The following is a 19,868-nucleotide window of genomic DNA, read 5'->3' on the forward strand; positions in this document are numbered from 1 at the left end:
TTCTGCGGGTGTCCGGTTTTTTTTGTCTGCTTGGCTTGATGGGCCGAAACGGCCAAATAAAAGGCAAAAATGCTTTGATCCCGGCCCGACCCGCTCCCGCAGCCCGACCAGCCCACGCAGGTCGGCCCCAGCCCGGTACGCTGCTCTGGCAGTTTAGCCGCTAACCAATAAGCGTCTCTGATGGGGCTCTGGCCGCGCTATTTGCTTTTGATCCCGCCAGCCATCATAATATACTTACTTAAAGTAATTATATTATGTATTGGAGGACCGATATGAACACAGACCTATTGTTTACTCCTTTTCAGGCAGGAACGTTGTCCCTTGATAACCGGATTGTTATGGCTCCGATGACCCGTGCTTTTTCGCCGGAAGGTGTGCCCGGTCCTGATGTGGCTGCCTATTACCGCAAACGGGCGGAGGGCGGAGTCGGACTGATTGTTACCGAAGGTACGGCTATCAATCACCCGGCAGCTGTCAGTCATCCCAGCATCCCGAATTTCCACGGCGAAGCCGCGCTTGAGGGCTGGGCGGAAGTAGTCAGAGAAGTACACGCAGCCGGCGGCAAAATCATTCCGCAGCTCTGGCATGTCGGCATGGCCCGTTCCATCGGCGATCTGCCGAATGCGGATGCGCTGCCGGTCGGGCCGTCCGGGCTGAGCCTCTCCGGCGAGCCGGTGACAGAGCCGATGACCAGGCAGCAGATCGACGGCATTGTTGCAGCCTTCGCGCAAGCGGCAGCAGATGCCAAGCGAATCGGCTTCGACGGAATCGAGCTGCACGGGGCGCATGGTTATCTGATCGACCAGTTCTTCTGGGAGAAGACCAATCAGCGCATAGATGAGTACGGCGGTGATCTGGAAGCCCGTACGACCTTTGCTGTCGACATTATTGACGCCTGCCGCCGTGCTGTGGGTCCGGATTTCCCGATCGTGCTGCGGTTCTCGCAGTGGAAGAGCGGCGACTATACGGCCAAGCTGGCCCGTACACCGGACGAACTGGCCCGGTTCCTGACACCGCTGAGCAATGCCGGCGTAGACATATTTCACTGCTCCACGCGCCGCTTCTGGTTGCCTGAGTTCGAAGGCTCCGAGCTTAATCTGGCCGGCTGGACGAAGCAGATTACCGGCAAACCGGTAATTACCGTAGGCTCTGTAGGCCTGAACAGCGAATTTACAGGCGGTGCAGCAGACCAGCATGAGGAGGATAACCTCGACCGTCTGCTGGAGCGGCTGGAGAAAGGCGAATTTGATCTTGTAGCTGTAGGCAGAGCGCTGATCAGCGACCCCGAGTGGCCGGCCAAAGTACAGGACGGACGCAAGGATGAGATTATTCCGTTTACTCCGGCTGCAACCCGAACATTAAGCTAATTTATTTTCCGAATGCGTAAACAGCAATGAATAACAGCATCTGCGAAAAGAGCTTTAACCGTTTGCTTAAGATTCTGATCAGCCAGATCCCGGATCTGGCAAGCGGCGAAAGCTCTTTTTGGCGTGGTTCCCTAATAAAATTATTCTCCGGGAAAAAGGGTGAATCTGGATGAAGCAGCGTATAGCTGTAACCGGGTTTGGGGTTAAGGTGCCTAATGGTGAAAATTGTGATGAACTGCTGCAGAATCTGCTGAGCGGAGATTATAAGTTTACAGTACGGAAGGATCTTACCCCTGACGGGGCGGCGCTTACGGTTGGTGAAGTTAAACAGCCTCTCGGCTTATTGGATGATAAACAGTACCGGGTGCTGCCGCGGATAGCCAAACTTGCGATCAGCACCCTTACGGAAGCGCTCGAAATGTCACAGCTGGACCTTAAAGATCCAGAGACAAGTACAGGAATATTTATGGGAACGACCATGGGAGGGACCACAGAACTTGAGGAGATGGTCAGACTTTCGTCCGGAGATCTGTTCAAGGAAATGCCAATCTACTGCTGCGGCCTGGTGCACTATCACAGTCTGGCCTCGGCGGTTGCGGGTTATTTTCAGCTGGACGGGATTACCAAAACGGTGACCACTGGCTGTACCGCCGGTATAGAAGCTATTGAAGATGCAATGATGTATCTGCAAAACGGCCGGATCAATACAGCAATTGTCGGTGCAGCGGACAGCAGCAGCAATAAAGTAACCGTCTTCGGTTTTGGCAAACTGCGGGCCCTGCCGTTCAATCAGCGGGTGGAGGCGGCAGGGGCTCCTTTCAGCAAAAAGAGCAAGGGTTTTATTTTATCGGAAGGAGCTGCGGGCCTGATCCTGGAAACAGAAGAGCATGCGAAAGCCCGAAAAGCAGTGATCTACGGGTATATTGATGCTATAGCGACTAATAACGACAGTAAATCGGTAAACGGATATGATCCGGCAGGCATTAAAATGAAGCAGGCAGTAAGCCGTGTACTGGGCGGAAGAATACCGGATTATTACAACAGTCAGGCTCTCGGTTATGCTCCGAATGACAGTATCGAGGACATAGTCTCGCGGGATGTGTTCCAACACAAGGTTCGTCTGACTTCCATCAAAGGCCTGATCGGGCATCCGTTCAGTGTAAGCGGGCCTGCACAGATTATTGCCTCGCTGCTTGGTTTCCGGGAGCAGTTCATTCCCCGGACGATCCGTACGGACCAGTCAGGGTATGAGCATCTTCCGCTAATCACGGAGACCCTGCTGCAGCCATCCGCTAAAGTGCTGATCACGAGCCACGGTTACGGCGGCAACAATGCAAGCATGTATTTGACGAGAACCTGAGCCGAACACAGCCGTCCTACCGGGATCCGGGCTTCTCCGACGCAGGCTGCAGCATGGCCAGCTTGCTGCGCCATGTCCTGGCTTCCTGCTTTTGCTGGTTCAGCTCATAGAGCGCTGCAATCCGTTCATAGGCATCATACTCTTCCGGGTTGAATAGGACGACATATTTCAGGCAGGCGATTGCCCTTGTATATTTACCGAGTTTAGCCAGCACATCCGCCTCATAATGGGCCAGAGCAACCAGATCAATCTCCAGACGGGTCCGCAGATTCAGATTCCAGTCCTGATCCAGATTCCGGAAAAGCTCATCATCAACCTGCTGGAAGATATCCTGGATCAGGCTGTCTTTACGTACTGGGTCTGTTTCCTTAACCGCCAGCCTGGTATTCTCCAGCAGAGTCAGCAGGTCACAGTCTACCGGAGCCATCAGTGAAATCTGCTGGTTATCACTGTATAGCAGCTGCGTTTCTTCATTATTAAGCAGCTGCTTCAGGTGATTCAGGCAGACGCGCAGCTGGTTCCGGGCTTTGGTGTTCTCCATGTCCTTCCAGAGGTCCTCACACAGCTGATCCCGGGCAGCGGCCGGGTGCAGCAGCAGGTAAATCAGCAGATCTTTGGCACTTCTTCTCCCCCAGCCGCCCAGCACCTGTGTATCATCAAGGAAGACTTGAAAAGATTTCAGCAGCGTTACCTTTAGACGGACAACAGGAACAGCAGGGGCAGCAGGGGCAGCAGTGTCCTCAGGCTGCAACTCCCCGTTCACCAGTCCGATAAAATCGGAATGCAGCTCCAATAGATAAGGATCAAGCGGTGCCCGGTTACTTGTCTCAGTGTCAAAAAACATCCGGATTTGCTTATATGTCTCCTCCGGCTGGTCATAAAACAGCATGTTGGATGCATTGTAGACGGTCATAAAGCGGCAGTTCGGATTCGCCGAGGCAATCAGGCCGGACAGGTACGGCGGATACATCGGATCGCGTTCTCCTGTCAGCAGAAGAAGTGGTCCTGTATGCTTCTTGAACATCTCCATGATCTCATCGTGGGCCCCCGCAAAAAAATCCAGCAGCTCAATATAGCTATCAAAGCTTACTCTGGCGAATGCTGCATACAGCCTGCCGATTTCCGGTGTTCCAGGCTGAAAAAGCGTTGCATTCGGAATGACATGGCCTGCCAGGGCGCTCATGGACTGATGCTTCAGCAGATTTTTGCGGTAGTCTGCATACTTGCCGGCAGTGCTGCTTGAATTGAATAACGGCAGTGACAGCATGACATTGCTGCGTACTTTTGCAGGATATACTTTGGTATAGTAGAGGCCAATAATGCATCCTGCACCATGGGAGATGATATCAAATTGTTCAATCCCCAGCCGGCGCAACAGGCTGTCCAGATGATCTACATAGATCCAGGCCAGTTTGGACGGGGCGATGCTGTCTATGCCGCTTTGTCCGTGTCCGCGGAAATCGTATCTAAGCAGGTGGAATTCATCTTCCAAATAGGGAAGGATCCGGTCCCATGAGGTCAGGTCAAAGCCCATCCCGTGAATCAGGACAAGCGTACGGGTATTTTCGTGAGCCTGTTTGGCTTCTTTATAATCGTAATGCAATTGTAAACCGTTCTCCAAAGTATGCTTCATTTCAGTGCTCCTCTGTCTGACCGATTAATCTATGTATCTATATTGAACGAAAAAAAGCAGTTATTTTATCATAATATGCGGTTTTTTGTAGAAAAGTGTAACGTTAATGTAACGGTATGCTGATAGAATGGGATAAAGCTGAATTCACGGGGAGATGATTTGCTGAAATGAAGATGTTTTTCATCTGTGTCAAAAAATCCAAACTTGAGATGGTGTACCTGCGAATGTACATCTGCCGCAAATAATGATGCTCCGCACACTTCATATATCATTCTGAGCCTTCCTGCTGACTCCGGCCGGAAGGTTTATTCATTATGCCTGCATTGCCGGATGGATTGGCCTCCAACATTTATGCTATAATTTTTTATTGGCGATAATAAAATTAACCGATTTGATTACTGAAGCTTTCATTCATAAAGGACGTGAAAACATGACAATGGGGAATAACTCACCGGACTTAAAATCCGGCAAGGGCGGTTCGAAGGATTACTCGAAGTATTTTGATTTTTCTGATGCCAAAGTCATCAGTGAAGAAGAGGGAAAAACGACTTACCGGATAAAGGGGCGTACTGTACAAATCAACTCCAACCCGGATTATAAGGAAGGCAAGCGCCGGGGCAAGCAGGAGATCGAGGTTATTAATTTTGAAGATGCGGAAACCATCCGGATTATGGAGGAGTTCCGTGAAATGAACAGCCATAAACAGCAGTATTATTTCATTGCGACCTACGGCTGCCAGATGAATGAGCATGATACCGAAACGATGAAGGGCATGCTGGAGGAAATGGGCTATCAGCCGGTGGAAGACCGGAATGAAGCGGATATTATTCTGCTGAATACGTGCGCGATCCGCGAAAATGCTGAAGATAAAGTGTTCGGCGAGCTGGGTCACCTCAAAACACTGAAGCTGGAAAAGCCTGGGCTGCTATTGGGCGTCTGCGGCTGTATGTCCCAGGAAGAAGGCGTTGTGAACCGGATTATGGCCAAGCACGGGTTCGTGGACATGATCTTCGGTACGCATAATATTCACCGTCTGCCGCAGATCATCAAGGAATCGCTGTTCAGCAAGGAGCTTGTGGTCGAGGTCTGGTCCAAGGAAGGCGACATCATTGAGAATCTTCCCAAGAAGCGTGAAGGCATGCGCGCCTGGGTTAACATCATGTACGGCTGTGACAAGTTCTGCACCTACTGTATTGTACCGTTCACCCGCGGTAAAGAGCGCAGCCGCCGTCCGGAGGACGTAATCACCGAAGTACGCGAGCTGGCCCGCCTTGGCTTTAAGGAAGTAACGCTGCTCGGACAAAATGTGAACGCCTACGGCAAGGATTTTACGGATATTGACTATACATTCGGGGATCTGATGGATGATATGCGGGGGATTGATATACCGCGTATCCGCTTCATGACCTCGCATCCCCGCGATTTTGACGATAGATTAATAGAAGTGCTAGGCAAAGGCGGCAATCTGACGGAGCATATCCATCTGCCGGTGCAGTCCGGAAGTACGGCGGTGCTCAAAAAAATGAGCCGCAAATATACGCGTGAGGCTTATCTGGAGCTGGTCTATAAGCTGAAAGCCAGTGTGCCGGATGCCGTGCTGACCACAGATATTATCGTCGGCTTCCCCGGCGAAACGGAGGAGCAGTTTGAAGAGACGCTGTCCCTCGTCCGTGAAGTAGGTTATGATATGGCATATACCTTTATTTACTCGCCGCGTGAGGGTACGCCGGCTGCAGCAATGGAGGATAATGTTCCGCTTGAAGTGAAGAACGGGCGGCTGAAACGCCTGAATGATCTGATTAAGGAACAGAGCCGGGTAAGCAACGACCGGATGCTCGGTGAACTGGTGGAAGTGCTGGTGGAGGGGGAGAGCAAGAACAACGCTAATGTACTCTCCGGACGCTCCCGTGCCAATAAGCTTGTTCATTTCGAGGGTCCCAAGGAGCTGATCGGCAGCTTTGTGCAGGTAAGAATTACCGATACCAAAACCTGGTATATCAAAGGGGATTATGTAGCAGAGGCTGCAGCAGTCCTCTAATCATAGAGAAATGGGGCGAGAAGCATGAGCCAGGAGAGCTCGAATGTGAACAAATACGGCATGCAGAGCTACGATACCCGTGATCTGATTGTACGTGAGGATATTATGGGCAAAGCCAAGGAGCTTGCTGCACTGATCTCCACCAGTGAAGAAGTGCGGCATTTTCAGCAGGCGGAGCTCAAAATCCAGAATCACGAGCGGGTGCAGGGGCTGATTGCCACCATTAAGAAGAAGCAGAAGGAGATTGTCGCCTTTGAAAGCTTCGGCAATAAAGCAATGGTTGCGAAGATAGAGCAGGAAATTGAAGCGCTGCAGGATGAGATCGACGGCATTCCGGTGGTGAATGAGTTTCAGCAGAGCCAGAGCGACATCAATTACCTGCTGCAGCTGGTTGTTTCGGTCATCAGGGATACCGTCTCGGAGAAAATAAGCGTGGAGGCCGGCACGGATGCGCCGCCGTCTACCTGCGGAGATTGATTCGGGTTTAAGAGGGGGCGGATGAAGATCCGCCCCTTTATCTGCATCTGGTTCGCCCGGATTTGTTGATTTTAGAAGAGCGGGTTGGTACATTAAAGGATACGAACAGTAAACAATGACAGCGGCAAAGGATGATCTAAAGTGAGCGAGAACGTGGAACAAACCTACAACGCCAAAAAGTACCGCACCCCGGACGGAGTTCCGGCCGACATTGTGATGTTCACTTTGACGAAGCGGGAACGGAAGACGGTCACGAAGACGCTTCCCCTGCGCGAGCTGAAGGTAATGCTGATCCGGCGCAAAAAATGGCCGTGTGCCGGCATGTGGGCGCTGCCCGGAGGCTTTTGCCAGGAGGATGAGTCCATCTATGATGCGGCCACGCGGGAGCTGAAAGAGGAGACCGGGGTGGACGGCGGACATCTGGAGTATCTCGGTGTGTACAGTACCCCCGGGCGTGATCCGCGCGGCTGGATTATCAGCCATGCTTTTTTTGCGCTGGTGGAGGAATGGATGCTGGAGCAGAGACAAGCCTCGGATGATGCCGGCGAGGTCGGCCTGTTTACACTGCAGGAAGCGCTGGAAGAGCTTGAGCTTGCTTTTGACCATCGTGATATTATTAAGGATGCTTATCTGCGGATTCAGCAGCAGATGCTGCAGACGACGATTGCCCGGCAGTTTTTGCCCCGGCATTTTACACTAAGCGAGCTTTATCAGGTTATCCAGACGGTAGTGCCTGAGTTCAAAGAGCCGAATTTCATCCGCAAAATCACTTCAACACGCAGCAGGCAGGGTATATTAAAAGAAGTGCGTGATGAAGCAGGTAACCCGGTCAGCTCGAACCAGTATTCCCAGCGGCCTGCACAGCTCTACATGTTCACTGACCATGAGCCTTTATTATCTATTTATACTTGATATAGCGCTTCAATCACCGTCTTACTACACTAAAGGAGGCTTATCCAATGAAGGCATTGATCGTGATAGATTTCACCAATGATTTTGTTGACGGCAGTCTGCCGGTCGGACAGCCGGGAATCGATATTGCACCCAGAGTCAATAAATTGACGGAGCAGTTTGTACAAAGCGGCGATTACGTGGTCATGGCCGTTGACCTGCATGAGGCGGCGGATCCTTATCATCCCGAGAGCAGGCTGTTTCCGCCCCACAACCTGCGGGATACACCGGGACGGGAGCTGTACGGCGGTCTGAAGGCTGTCTATGAGGAACACCGGGAATCTATCTATTGGATGGACAAAACACGCTACAGCGCCTTCTGCGGCACCGACCTGGAGCTGAAGCTGCGTGAGCGCGGAATACAGGAACTGCATCTGATCGGAGTCTGCACCGATATTTGTGTGCTGCATACTGCGGTCGATGCCTACAACAAAGGATTCGGAATTGTGATCCATGAGGATGCAGTGGCCAGCTTTAACGCAGACGGCCATGCATGGGCGCTCGGGCATTTCCGGGGCAGCCTCGGAGCACAAGTGGTACGTGCCGATGCAGAATAAGACAGGTCTAGGAGATGAGGATTTGAGGAGAGAGCTTGCTCTACATACAGACAAGTATCAGATAAACATGATGTATGCCCATTGGGTGAATGGCACGCATAAGCGCAAGGCAGTATTTGAGGCGTACTTCCGCAAGCTGCCCTTCGGGAACGGTTTTGCCGTTTTCGCCGGACTAGAGCGCATAGCCCAATATATCAGAGACCTGCGGTTCACGGAAGATGATATCCGTTATCTGTCGGAGCAGGAGGAAAATTATGCGCCGGCCTTCCTGGAGGAGCTGCTGCAGTTCCATTTCAAGGGCGACATCCATGCCATGAAGGAAGGAGCGCTTGTCTTTCCGGATGAGCCGCTGGTACGCGTTGAAGGAACAATAATGGAAGCGCAGCTCGTGGAGACGGCGATTCTGAACTTTATGAATTACCAGACGCTGATCGCCACCAAGGCTTCACGGATCAAGCAGGTGGCTCCGAATGACATTCTGCTGGAGTTCGGTACCCGCCGGGCGCAGGAGGCGGATGCGGCTGTATGGGGCGCACGGGCGGCCTATATCGGCGGCTTCCACGCCACCTCCAACATGCTGGCCGGGCGGATGTTCGGCATCCCGACCAAAGGCACGCATGCCCATTCCTGGGTCCAGAGCTTCAGCAGCGAGCAGGAAGCATTCGACGCCTATGCCAAGGTGCTGCCGGACGGCGTTACTCTGCTGGTAGATACCTTCGATACCCTTCGCAGCGGTGTGCCGCATGCGATTAATACCGCCAAGAAGCTGGAAGCCGCGGGCAAGAAGATGAATGCCATCCGCCTGGACAGCGGCGACTTGGCGTACCTGTCCATCCAGGCGCGCAAGATGCTGGACGAGGCAGGACTTAATTACGTGAAGATTGTAGCTTCCAATGATCTGGACGAGAATACGATCATGGACCTTAAGCTGCAGGGTGCGGCGATCGATACCTGGGGTGTCGGTACGCAGCTCATTACAGCTGCTGATCAGCCTTCGCTGGGCGGGGTGTATAAGCTGGTAGAGATCGAGTCGGCTACCGGTGAGATGATCCCGACCATCAAGATCTCCTCCAACCCGGAGAAGGTGTCCACGCCCGGGAAAAAGGATGTGTTCCGCATTGTCGGCACAAACGGCAAGGCGATGGCCGATTACATCAGCTCTCCGGACGAGGCTGCCCCGCGCAACGGTGCCCGGATCAAGCTGTTTAATCCGCTTCATCCTTATTTGCGCAAGAATGTTGACAAGTACGAGGCGCTGCCGATGCTGGAACCGATCTTTGTGAACGGGTTCCAGGTATATTCCCTGCCGCCGCTTGAGGAAATCCGCCGCTATCATGAGCAGCAGCTAGACCTGTTCTGGCCGGAATATCTGCGTAAGCTGAACCCCGAGGTGTATCGTGTTAACCTCAGTGAGCAGGTATGGAACCGCAAGCAGCAGCTGATTGCCGAGCATATGCAGCTGGATCTTGAATAGCCTTGTTTTGCCCCAGAAGCCCATCCATCCGGATGGGCTTTTTAAGTTATCCTGACCGCCGGCTGAGGCTGGCTCTTGTGATAAAGATCATGTTTTATGTGACAAATTTAACATCTTAATTTTTAATTTTATAGCTAAATTAAGGGTGACATTGCTTCCGCGGGGAAGCCCGAAAATGACGGATTACACATAATTTTCACATTTTGCAATTTCTATGGCAGGTTACCTTCTGTTCAGGTGACGCAGCTCTGTCGCGTATAAAGAAATCGATCAAAATCTATAAATTATTGTGATTCCCGAACCCGTGGAAATGCAAGATTTGTCACATTCGTTATCATCAATATCACGTTACAATCATTGAAAAAGTCAAAAGGATTGTTTTATTCTTGACACTCGAAAGGGGTTATGTAGGTGGTACAACTACCAAAAGTAAACAGTCTGGGATTCTTTGAAATCCGGCTGGAATCCATTGGAGGGCTCGGGGCTAACCTGGCCGGTAAAATGCTCGCAGAAGCAGGTGTTGTCGGAGCAGGCTTGAACGGGGTCAGCTTCTCATCCTATGGCTCGGAGAAAAAAGGCTCGCCTGTCAAAGCCCATATCCGGTTCTGTGATCTGGAGACGCATATCCGTGATACATCTCCGGTAGAGCGTCCGCATGTGGTTGGCGTATTCCATGAAGCGCTCGCCAAGACTGTTAATGTAACAAGCGGGATCAGCGAAGACAGCACCGTTCTTGTGAACTCGGCCAAGACGCCGGAAGAACTCAAAGAACTCCTGAAGCTGAAAGCCGGAACCATTGCTGTAATTGATGCAACAAGCATTGCACTGAAAGAGAAAAACCGTGTAAATATGGCTATGCTGGGCGCGCTGTTCCGGCTCTGTCCGTTCCTTGACACGGAGACGATGAAGGGCGTTATCGAGAAATCGCTCGGCAAGAAATATCCGCAGGCTGTACAGTCCGCCATTACAACCTTTGAGCGCGGCTACAACGAAGTGAAGTTTATGCACTTTGAGCTGCCTGAAGGAGAGAGCATGCCTGAATACGTGCGCTCTGACATTTCGGCACTTGGATACGAAACCCAGCCGATGGGCGGATCGATTGTGAATCCAGGCAACAGCTTCCTGAAGAACCTCAGCATTTCCCGTTCCGGCATGATTCCGGCTTATGAGAACGAGTCCTGCATCAATTGTGCACAGTGCGATACCGTCTGTCCTGACCAGTGCTTTGTCTGGGAAGAACGGCTTGACCGCAAGGGGCGCTCGCAGATGTTCCTGCTGGGTATCGACTACCAGTACTGCAAAGGCTGCCTGAAATGTGTTGGCGCCTGCCCAACCTCGGCACTGTCCAGCATCCTTGAGAAGGAAGGCTATGCCGACAGCCACACTGTGAAACATACCTTTGATTTGGTCTCGCAATTATAAATCCGGTAAGAAGGGCGGAATGAACAATGGCTATTGATTATGAAAAAGAAATAGGCTCTGCCAAGGTAGAGCAGAAATTCCTGTATGAATCAGGCAATGAAATGGCAGCCTACGCTGCCCACCAGATCAATTATCATGTTATGGGATATTTTCCGATCTCGCCATCGACGGAGGTAGCCCAGTTCCTCGATACGATGAAAGCAAGCGGACAGCATGATATTATGCTCGTTCCTTCAGATGGTGAACACAGCTCGGCAGGGATCTGTTACGGTGCCTCGACAGCGGGCGGACGCGTATTTAACGCAACCAGTGCGCAGGGCTACATGTTCATGCTGGAGCAGCTGCCTGTACAAGCAGGTACGCGTATGCCTATGGTTATGAACCTGATCTGCCGCTCGATCTCAGGGCCCCTGAACATTCACGGTGACCACTCTGACTTGTATTTCGCACTTAATACCGGCTGGCCGATCCTGATGTGCCGTGACCCGCAATCGGTCTACGACATGAACCTGATGGCACTGAAGCTGGCAGAACATGCGAAGGTCCGTCTTCCGGTTATGGTTGCTTCGGACGGTTATTTCACTTCCCATCAGAAGCGCCGCGTACAGGCTTTCGCCCACCGGCAGGATGTCCACAAGTTTGTAGGTGAACAGCCTCCTGTAGGCTTCACCGATACGCTTGACCGGAACAATCCGGTTACGGTTGGTCCTTACATGAACGAACCGGATTATATCAACAACCGTTATCAGCAGTCCGTAGCGATGTACAACGCCGGTGAGGTGTTCGAAGAAATCGCCCAGGAATTTGCTGAACTGACCGGACGCCATTATGAGGTGATCGAGCAGTACCGGATGGAGGATGCCGATGTTGCCGTCTTCCTGATGAACTCTGCGTCCGAGATCATCAAGGATGTTGTCGATCAGCTGCGCCTGCAGGGCATCAAAGCCGGAGCGATCTCGCCTAACATGATCCGCCCGTTCCCGCAGAAGCAGATTGCGGAAGCGCTGAAGAATGTTAAAGCTATTACGGTCGGTGACCGTGCGGATTCCGTCGGCGGACACGGCGGTAATATGGTCAACGAAATCAAAGCGGCCCTGTTCACCTACGGCAATACAACAACCAAGGTCATCAGCCGGATCTACGGGCTGGGCGGCAAAGACTTCTATGCAGAAGACGGCCATCACTTCTTCCAGCTGGCTATGGATGCAGTTGTTGCTGACCGTGTGGAAATACCGTTTGATTACTACGGCCACAATCCGGGCGAAGCGGACAAAGCACCTAAGCGCCTGCTGAAGCCGATGGATTTTGATTCCCTGAAGTCCGGTCTGATTACCGTTACCAAGAATGAAGAAACCGGCAAGCTGGCGGTTAAGGTTCCGCCGGTGCGCAGCCTGATGAAGAAGCCGAGACGTCTGTCTCCGGGGCATGGCGCATGTCCGGGCTGCGGTATTTTCTCTGGACTCGAGCTGTTCTTCAGAGGGATTGAAGGAGATATCGTCGCACTGTATCATACCGGCTGTGCCATGGTTACAACAACCGGTTATCCGTATTCCTCCCACAAATCGACGTTTATTCATAACCTGTTCCAGAACGGTGCCGCTACCCTGTCTGGTGTAGTAGAGATGTTCTGGGAACGCAAACGCCGCGGTGAGCTGGACGGACTGGGCCTGAAAGACGACTTTACCTTCGTAATGGTCACCGGTGACGGCGGTATGGATATCGGGATGGGGCCGGCCATCGGTGCTGCCCTGCGCGGACACAAGATGATAATCCTTGAGTACGATAATGAAGGCTACATGAATACCGGTGCGCAGCAGTCGTATTCGACCCCGCTGGGCCACCGCACCTCCACATCCAGCATCGGCAAGACACAGCAGGGTAAAGTCACCCAGCACAAGGATACCGCGCAGATTATGGCGGCTACCAACATTCCTTATGTGTTCACCGGCTGTGAAGCCTATCCGCAGGATCTGCTGAAGAAAGCGGCGAAGGCACAGTGGTATGCGCAGAATGAAGGCCTGGTTTACGGCAAGATTCTGATTGCCTGCCCGCTGAACTGGATGAGCGAGGACAAGGAAGGAACGAATATCGTATCCCTGGCCGTTGAATCCTGCTTTTTCCCGCTGTATGAAGTGGAGCAGGGCGTTACTAACATTACCTACAATCCGGAAGAGAAGAACAAGCGGGTTGAGGTGTCTGCATGGCTGAAGACGATGGGTAAAACCCGCCATCTGCTCAAGCCGGAGAACGAGCCTGCACTGCGCAGCTTCGAGAGTGAGGTTCAGCGCCGCTGGAGCAAGCTCAAAGCGAAGCATGAGCATCCGGACCTGTAAGTAACTGCGGATTCATAACTTTTCATATCTCACAGCCTGACAGCATATTTGTCAGGCTGTGTTTGTGCTATCATGGCTGGCCTTAAATCTGATGCAGGGGAGTAGCTGCATTTTCGGCTGCATTTTGATAGAGTAGGATTGATGAATAGAGGAAGGCTTGGATATTCTATACAGCTGAATCCGGTAAAGGAGCGTGTTGGTGATGAAAAGGGTGGACTGGCAGGACGGAATCTGGAGCAATGAGCCGCATTCGGTTGCAGAGCAGAACGGTAAGCTGATTGTTCAGGCTGTGGAGGGCAGTGATTACTGGCAGAAAACCATGTACGGCTTTCAGCATGATAACGGGCATGCGCTGCTTGCTGCTTGGACAGAAGGGACTGCGGTAGAGGTCAGTTTTGATGCCGGAAGCCTTACCGAGCTGTATGACCAGGCGGGAATTATGCTGTGGCACAGCCCGCTGCAGTGGATCAAGGCAGGGGTCGAAATCAATGACGGCGTGCCGCATATAGGTGCTGTGGTAACAGATCAATACTCTGACTGGTCGCTGTCACCTGTTCCGGAATGGGCCGGGCAGATTGTGACCATCCGCGCTTCACGCCTGAAGGATGCCGTCATCCTCAGAGCCAGAACCGGCGCGCATCCATGGCGCACGATCCGGGTCGCCAGATTCCCTTATACGGGTGAGGTACAGGCCGGCCCGATGCTCTGTGCGCCGACCAGGCCCGGGCTCAGGGTGGAGTTCACAAGCTGGATCTCTACTTCGCCGGATACAGATGTTCATGATGAGCCTCCGGGGGAATGAGCTTGTCACCTGCTACTCTCTTTTGGATGCTTTCAGGATAGGCGGTATTTTACGTTTGCATAATTACCGTTTCTCTCAGCCATTCTAAGCATAAACATCCTGCTGGGAGGAAGCTTTGATGAGATTCCAGATTATACTGCTGGCTGCTGCACTGGCTGCCGGATTAGGAAACGCGGGTAATATCCCGCATAACTATATCAAGCAAGCATATATAACATCACCTGGAAGCCTGGAACAGTTCCCAGAGGGTTCTGCTGCCAGACTGTATACCTCTTTGAAGAAAGAGAAGGGCAAATACACGGATAAAGTAAAAGCACTGCTTAATCAGCTGATGGACGGACTGCATGCCTCACATTAGCCGCATGCGGGAAGCTCCATAATAAACAGGCCGGTAACTGCATCGACTGATGCGTTACCGGCCTGTTTGGGCTTCTGCTATTCCTTCTTATAAATCTCCCTCATCACATGCCGCAGTTCAGGAACGATCAGCCGGCTCATCGCCAGCCTGATGGCCCCCGTAGAGCCCGGCATCGAGAAGACCGCCGTATTGCCGATCGTGCCGGCGATAGCCCGGCTCAGGATGGCAGCAGAGCCGATATCCTCGGTAAAGCTGAGCAGCCGGAAGATTTCGCCGAAGCCCGGCAGCGACTTGTCGAGCAGCGAGGCGACAGCCTCATACGTGGTATCACGCGGTGAAATACCCGTGCCGCCGGTCAGCAGCACCGCTTCGATGCCGGAATGTACGGAGCTTTTGTAGACCAGCTCACGGATGTCCTCATAATCGTCTTTGACGATGGTGCGGCCAACGACCTGATAACCGGCCTCCTCCAGCATCGATACAAGGAGCTGGCCTCCGGTGTCTGTCTCCATGGTACGGGTATCCGAGACGGTGATGACATAGCAGGCTACGGTCTGTGGTGCTTGCTTACGGTGTTCTTCTACAGATGACATATAATACACTCCTAGAGTCCAAATCTATTCCCTATGTTCTTATTTACCCATAATACCAGTCTTTATAAGGGCTGTTCCAGTGAAATGCGGTTTAAGGCCTTCTCTGTAAGCGGCATAAAGAAATGAAGGATGAATCCGCCCAGACAAACGGTGAGCAGGGTACCGATCCCGATGGGCCCGCCAGAAATAAAGGCCGTCAGCAGGAACACAAAATAAAGGAGCGTACGGGTAAAAAAGATGCTGCGGACCGTCAGCTTTTGCAGCAATAGGGTTAGCCGGTCTAACGGGGAGGGAGCGAATTTGGCCTGCAGATACAAGGCCGTTCCCAGTCCTGTGACGATTAAGCCTGATGCAAAGCAAACCAGTCTGCCGGCCGGCTGTCCGGGTTCAATCCAGTCATTCAGCAAGTATAGCCATACATCGATCCCGAGGCCGGACTGTATGGTCAATGAAATTCCGAGCGTCAGTATTAATAATCCGCCGATGAACAGGAAGGCTGACGTCAGACGTGATCTGTTCATATATGTGAAGCAGAAATAGCTTTGGTCATTAAAAAGTGCGGGATGCCGTCTTCCATAAATTCTGCAGACAGGGTCTGATAGCCAAGCTTCTCATAGAATCCCCTGGCCTGTGACTGCCCGTGCAGTTTTACCCCGGAATAACCGTTTTGAACAGCGATTTCCTCAAGTGTAGCAATGATTTGTTTGCCTATTCCGAATTTACGGAAGGGTGCCAGAATGCAAATCCGCTCCAGCTTCCCTTTCCCCTCAAAAGCGCGAATCCGCCCTGTGCCCACCGGCTGTCCCTCATAATAGGCCAGAACATGCCGGCACTGACCGTCCAGTGTATCAAAATCATCAAATTCGTCAGCAAGCGGGACTCCCTGTTCCGCAACAAATACCTGCTTTCTGATCGAAAAAGCAGCTTGTAACTCCTCCGGCAGCATGATGGCCTGTACGTTCATTTTTCCCCAACCTTTCTCATCAAAAATCATTAGCAAAGTATATACAAAAATAGTATTGTTGTAAATGCAATAAAAATAAATGGGTCCTAAGCCTGCTTTAGGCGCTCTCCGCCATGTATCTTGCTTGTACACTCAGACTGTAGTACACTCGCTACCATACGGAATTTTTGGGGGAGCGATGAAACATGGAACAACAGGCCTTGCCGGTTTATATATTATCCGGATTTCTCGGAAGCGGTAAAACAACACTGCTGCAGCGGCTGCTGGATCACTGGAAAAGTCAGAATCTGCGTCCTGCGGTCATTATGAATGAGCTGGGAGAAGTGAATCTGGATGGGTTGCTGGTTGAGCAAGAGGTTCCGATGGCTGAAATGCTGGGCGGGTGCATCTGCTGTACAAGCCGCGGTGATCTCAGTACAGAGCTGACTACACTGGTCAAAAAAGAAAAACCCGATGTCGTGGTGATTGAAGCGACTGGTGCCGCGAATCCGCTGGAAATTGTTGATGCTGTAACGGAAACTTCACTGTATCAGCAGGTGGAGCTGAAGGGGCTGATTACTGTCGTTGATGCGGCGCATCTGCTGGAACTGTACCGCTCACAGCAGGGAGCCACCTACCGGCTGATGCAGGAGCAGATCCGCTGTGCATCTGTTCTGATTCTCAATAAGACGGACCGTATTACAGCAGAAGAAGCTGAAGAAATCTCAGCCATTTTGCGGAAATGGAATGCATATGCCGAGATTTTGCCGGCTGTGCGCTGTGCCCTTGAACCGGAAGATCTGCTTGGCGGCCTTGGCGGAGTGCATCTGGATGGAGAGAGTGCGGATGCAGGGACTTCTGGAGAGGATGAAGACCTAAGCGGGCAAGCTGCCGGACAACAGGTCAGGGCTCACCATACCCATGACCATGTCATGGCGTACACTCATTACTTCAAAAATGCGGTGGACAGTGAAGCGTTCGAGCAGTTTGTAAAAGAGCTGCCGCGTGATGTATACCGTGCGAAGGGTATCGTTACGTTCAGTGACACTGCAAGCCGTTTTTTGTTCCAGTATGCCTACAGGGAAGCTGATTTTATGAAAATCACTCCGCAGGGAGAGGTGCCGGATGTAGCTGTCTTTATCGGCGAGCATTTCTCGTCAGGCGAGCTGCGTACCCGGCTGCTGCAGCTGGAAAAGCGCTACTTCGGCCGGCCGGCGGCAGTCAAGCGGAGCCTGTAACCGGATCTCCCGGCAGGTCAACCGGAGCGGAGCAGCTAACTCCCGGACCTCCGGCAAAAAGCCTGTTCAGCGGTGAACTTGGTTCGTTCCTTTTCTTGCAGGTTAATACATAGGCATACCCTATACGAATTGCAGGAGGTTTAAGGCTATGACCCGAATCCAATATCAGGAATGTATCGATGCTTGTATTAAATGTATGAACGCCTGTAACTACAGCTACGTCTCCAGCCTGAAAGAATATGATCTGGCAGCACTACGCGAGAGCATCCGGCTTGACCGTGAATGTGCAGATATCTGTTCTTTTGCCGTGCAGGCGATGACCCGGCAGAGCCCGTTTGTCGTTGAAATCCTGCGCCTGTGCGCGGAGATCTGTGAACGCTGTGCTGACGAGAGCAGCCGCCATATGCAGACACACTGCCAGGATTGCATTGATGCCTGCCGCAGTGCCGCTATGGCCTGCCGTCTGATCAGCGGTGCTGTTGAAGTATACGCCTAATAACCCGAAACTTGAACAAACCAGACCGCCCGCAGTTTCGCCTGCAGCCGGATTCTGGTTTTTTTGTATGTTCATTTGCAGGAATCAGTGTCGGCAGGAAGGAAGGCAGCGCTGTTCTGACGAATATTAGAGAGGACAGCACCGGGCGGTGTCCCGGCTCGGAGTATTCCTGTAAGGAGAGATCACCGTATGAATCCATCCCGTTCTTTGATCAGCTTGACCGGTGCCACCAAAATATATGGAGGTAGAGCTGTGCTGAACGAGGTTTCCCTCACCATCGGAGCCGGGTCCGCTACAGCCCTGATCGGCCGCAACGGCTCCGGCAAAAGCACACTGCTTGCCGTGCTGGCAGGGCTCCTGCAGCTCTCATCAGGTATCCTGAAACGTTCACACCCTAAGCTCAGAATAGGCTATGCTCCCGAGGCTTTTACAGGAATGAAGCTTCCGGCAGAGCAGTATTTGCGTCACATGGGCAGGATTAGCGGAATTTCCCCGGCTGAGCTGGAGCGTCAGATCACAGAGCTGCTGGAGGCGTTTCATCTTCAGCCGTTCCGCAAGCAGCCGGTAATCAGCTACTCCAAGGGGATGCTGCAAAAGGTTAACCTCATCCAAAGCCTGCTCGGTGAACCCGAGCTGCTGCTGCTTGACGAGCCGTTGTCCGGACTTGATCTTCCGGCTCAGCACATTCTGATAGAACGCCTGCAGGAACTGAAGCGGAAAGGGACAGCGCTTGTATTCTCTGTACACGAACCGCTATGTGTGGAAGCGCTGGAAGCGGAGGTACATGTGCTTCAGGCAGGCTGGACTCACATGATTACCAGTGCAGACAAGCTTAGAGAGAAGTCTTCCTCCTGTCTGGTATGCACGCCACTAGAGTATCATGAGCAGCAAATCATGACAGGCATGCCCGGTTTTGTTGCTGCACAATCAGTCCATACCACTTTGGCAGGTAAGTGTACAGAGTGGACTGTCGACACTGCCTATGCGGATGATTTTTTGCGCTATATCCTCCAGTACGGCGGGTCAGTAATCTCTGTAGAGCACCGGAGCGGCCGTAATCGGCTTGAAGAATGGATGGACCCGAAACGCAGCGGGGAGGAGAATACCGGATGAGACCGCTCATTGCCTATATGCTGAAGAGCTATACGACCTCACAACGGTTTTTTGCGCCTGTTGCAGCAGTCGTGATATTATTGCTGTTTCTTTATACATACAAGCCAAATCCTGTAATGGGCAGCTATGCAGCGACCGGTGTGATTCTGTTTATCGGCTGCGCCTGGATGGGAATCAGCTTTCTGAACCATGAGCAGGCCGTGCAGCGGCAGGTCACAATCGTTCATCTGCGCAGCAGCATAAAGTATAGTCTCGGCGGCATACTGACGCTGGCTTTGCTTACAGTGGCGCTTACATTGCTGATGGTGGTTTATCCGCTCTTGACCGGGAGCTTTGCTGAGCCGGCCGGATTGTACAGGGTGATGGTGGCATTCACCGGACATCTGCTGCTGGGTATGCTCGGAGTCTCCATTTCACTGTTTCTGCAAGCTTCCTGGATTCCCAAGAGCAGCTATGCCACCGGCCTGCTCCTGATCATCCTGATTTTGTCCATTAGCGGCCTGAAGCTGGCTGAACTTATTTCCGGCCCGGTTGTGCCGGTGCTGCTGCCTCCTGCGGCGCTGTTAATGAATGCGCTGATGAAGACGGATGAATGGTCAATGCCAGCGGTGCTGGGGACATTTGCCCATGCACTAATTTACATATTGCTGCTCAGCGGAGTGTATTTGTACCGCTCCGGACGCATGGATTATGGCAAGCATTTGTGAGAGAAT

At 52.3% G+C, this 19,868-nt stretch carries 19 protein-coding genes; 15 read left to right on the plus strand and 4 right to left on the minus strand.

The genetic code is table 11. From position 1 onward, the window contains the following. Nucleotides 1–272: 272 nt before the first annotated feature. Nucleotides 273–1,367 (plus strand): NADH:flavin oxidoreductase, encoded by a 1,095-nt coding sequence (locus M2108_RS00225; RefSeq protein WP_277469031.1) that lies wholly within the window; start codon nucleotides 273–275, stop codon nucleotides 1,365–1,367. Between the two features lie 169 nt (nucleotides 1,368–1,536). Continuing rightward, entirely contained in the window at nucleotides 1,537–2,727 is a 1,191-nt protein-coding gene (locus M2108_RS00230; protein ID WP_277469032.1) for a beta-ketoacyl-[acyl-carrier-protein] synthase family protein, read from the plus strand. A 16-nt stretch (nucleotides 2,728–2,743) separates the two neighbouring features. Here M2108_RS00230 and M2108_RS00235 read toward each other — a convergent pair whose 3' ends face one another. Beyond that, nucleotides 2,744–4,360, minus strand: coding sequence for an alpha/beta hydrolase (locus tag M2108_RS00235; RefSeq protein ID WP_277469033.1), 1,617 nt, complete (start codon nucleotides 4,358–4,360; stop codon nucleotides 2,744–2,746). Nucleotides 4,361–4,790: 430 nt separating this feature from the next. Between M2108_RS00235 and miaB the strand changes: the two genes are divergently transcribed. The 9 genes from miaB (at nucleotide 4,791) to M2108_RS00280 (ending at nucleotide 14,772) form a co-directional block, all read left to right on the plus strand. Beyond that, a complete protein-coding gene (gene miaB / locus M2108_RS00240) occupies nucleotides 4,791–6,398 on the plus strand; it encodes a tRNA (N6-isopentenyl adenosine(37)-C2)-methylthiotransferase MiaB (protein WP_277469034.1) in 1,608 nt (535 codons plus the stop codon). 24 nt (nucleotides 6,399–6,422) lie between these two features. Further along, a complete protein-coding gene (locus M2108_RS00245) occupies nucleotides 6,423–6,875 on the plus strand; it encodes a YlbF/YmcA family competence regulator (RefSeq protein WP_277469036.1) in 453 nt (150 codons plus the stop codon). 141 nt (nucleotides 6,876–7,016) lie between these two features. Further along, nucleotides 7,017–7,787 (plus strand): NUDIX domain-containing protein, encoded by a 771-nt coding sequence (locus M2108_RS00250; RefSeq protein WP_090713630.1) that lies wholly within the window; start codon nucleotides 7,017–7,019, stop codon nucleotides 7,785–7,787. Between the two features lie 47 nt (nucleotides 7,788–7,834). Next, the gene (locus tag M2108_RS00255) at nucleotides 7,835–8,383 is read left to right on the plus strand and encodes a cysteine hydrolase family protein (RefSeq protein WP_277469037.1); all 549 of its coding nucleotides are present in this window, start codon (nucleotides 7,835–7,837) and stop codon (nucleotides 8,381–8,383) included. Next, nucleotides 8,373–9,857, plus strand: coding sequence for a nicotinate phosphoribosyltransferase (locus M2108_RS00260; RefSeq protein WP_277469258.1), 1,485 nt, complete (start codon nucleotides 8,373–8,375; stop codon nucleotides 9,855–9,857). Before M2108_RS00255 ends, M2108_RS00260 begins: the two co-directional genes overlap by 11 nt. 411 nt (nucleotides 9,858–10,268) lie before the next feature. Next, a complete protein-coding gene (locus M2108_RS00265; RefSeq protein ID WP_277469038.1) occupies nucleotides 10,269–11,279 on the plus strand; it encodes a 2-oxoacid:acceptor oxidoreductase family protein in 1,011 nt (336 codons plus the stop codon). A 26-nt stretch (nucleotides 11,280–11,305) separates the two neighbouring features. Continuing rightward, a complete protein-coding gene (locus M2108_RS00270) occupies nucleotides 11,306–13,612 on the plus strand; it encodes a thiamine pyrophosphate-dependent enzyme (RefSeq protein WP_277469039.1) in 2,307 nt (768 codons plus the stop codon). A gap of 196 nt (nucleotides 13,613–13,808) precedes the next feature. Further along, nucleotides 13,809–14,414, plus strand: a complete 606-nt coding sequence (locus tag M2108_RS00275) for a DUF1349 domain-containing protein (protein WP_277469259.1) — start codon at nucleotides 13,809–13,811, stop codon at nucleotides 14,412–14,414. A gap of 118 nt (nucleotides 14,415–14,532) precedes the next feature. Next, nucleotides 14,533–14,772 (plus strand): hypothetical protein, encoded by a 240-nt coding sequence (locus M2108_RS00280; RefSeq protein WP_277469040.1) that lies wholly within the window; start codon nucleotides 14,533–14,535, stop codon nucleotides 14,770–14,772. 77 nt (nucleotides 14,773–14,849) lie between these two features. On the opposite strand, the gene M2108_RS00285 is transcribed toward M2108_RS00280, so the two are convergent. From M2108_RS00285 to M2108_RS00295, 3 genes are all read right to left on the minus strand, one after another. Further along, nucleotides 14,850–15,365: a MogA/MoaB family molybdenum cofactor biosynthesis protein gene (locus M2108_RS00285; RefSeq protein WP_277469041.1), complete on the minus strand. Its 516-nt coding sequence runs from the start codon at nucleotides 15,363–15,365 to the stop codon at nucleotides 14,850–14,852. A gap of 62 nt (nucleotides 15,366–15,427) precedes the next feature. Then, nucleotides 15,428–15,886, minus strand: coding sequence for a DUF6198 family protein (locus M2108_RS00290; protein ID WP_277469042.1), 459 nt, complete (start codon nucleotides 15,884–15,886; stop codon nucleotides 15,428–15,430). Beyond that, on the minus strand, nucleotides 15,883–16,329 hold the full coding sequence (locus M2108_RS00295; RefSeq protein WP_277469043.1) for a GNAT family N-acetyltransferase: 447 nt from the start codon (nucleotides 16,327–16,329) through the stop codon (nucleotides 15,883–15,885). Before M2108_RS00295 ends, M2108_RS00290 begins: the two co-directional genes overlap by 4 nt. 185 nt (nucleotides 16,330–16,514) lie before the next feature. On the opposite strand from M2108_RS00295, the gene M2108_RS00300 reads away from it, so the two are divergent. The 4 genes from M2108_RS00300 (at nucleotide 16,515) to M2108_RS00315 (ending at nucleotide 19,862) form a co-directional block, all read left to right on the plus strand. Next, nucleotides 16,515–17,546, plus strand: a complete 1,032-nt coding sequence (locus M2108_RS00300; protein ID WP_277469045.1) for a CobW family GTP-binding protein — start codon at nucleotides 16,515–16,517, stop codon at nucleotides 17,544–17,546. A 148-nt stretch (nucleotides 17,547–17,694) separates the two neighbouring features. After that, entirely contained in the window at nucleotides 17,695–18,042 is a 348-nt protein-coding gene (locus M2108_RS00305; protein WP_277469046.1) for a four-helix bundle copper-binding protein, read from the plus strand. Between the two features lie 189 nt (nucleotides 18,043–18,231). After that, nucleotides 18,232–19,155 carry an ATP-binding cassette domain-containing protein gene (locus M2108_RS00310; protein ID WP_277469048.1) on the plus strand — a complete coding sequence of 308 codons (924 nt, stop codon included), beginning with the start codon at nucleotides 18,232–18,234 and terminating at the stop codon, nucleotides 19,153–19,155. Continuing rightward, nucleotides 19,152–19,862, plus strand: a complete 711-nt coding sequence (locus tag M2108_RS00315; RefSeq protein ID WP_277469050.1) for a hypothetical protein — start codon at nucleotides 19,152–19,154, stop codon at nucleotides 19,860–19,862. Before M2108_RS00310 ends, M2108_RS00315 begins: the two co-directional genes overlap by 4 nt. Nucleotides 19,863–19,868: the final 6 nt, after the last annotated feature.

This window comes from Paenibacillus sp. PastM-3 (genome assembly GCF_029893965.1).
Taxonomy (GTDB): Bacteria; Bacillota; Bacilli; order Paenibacillales; family Paenibacillaceae; genus Paenibacillus_AQ.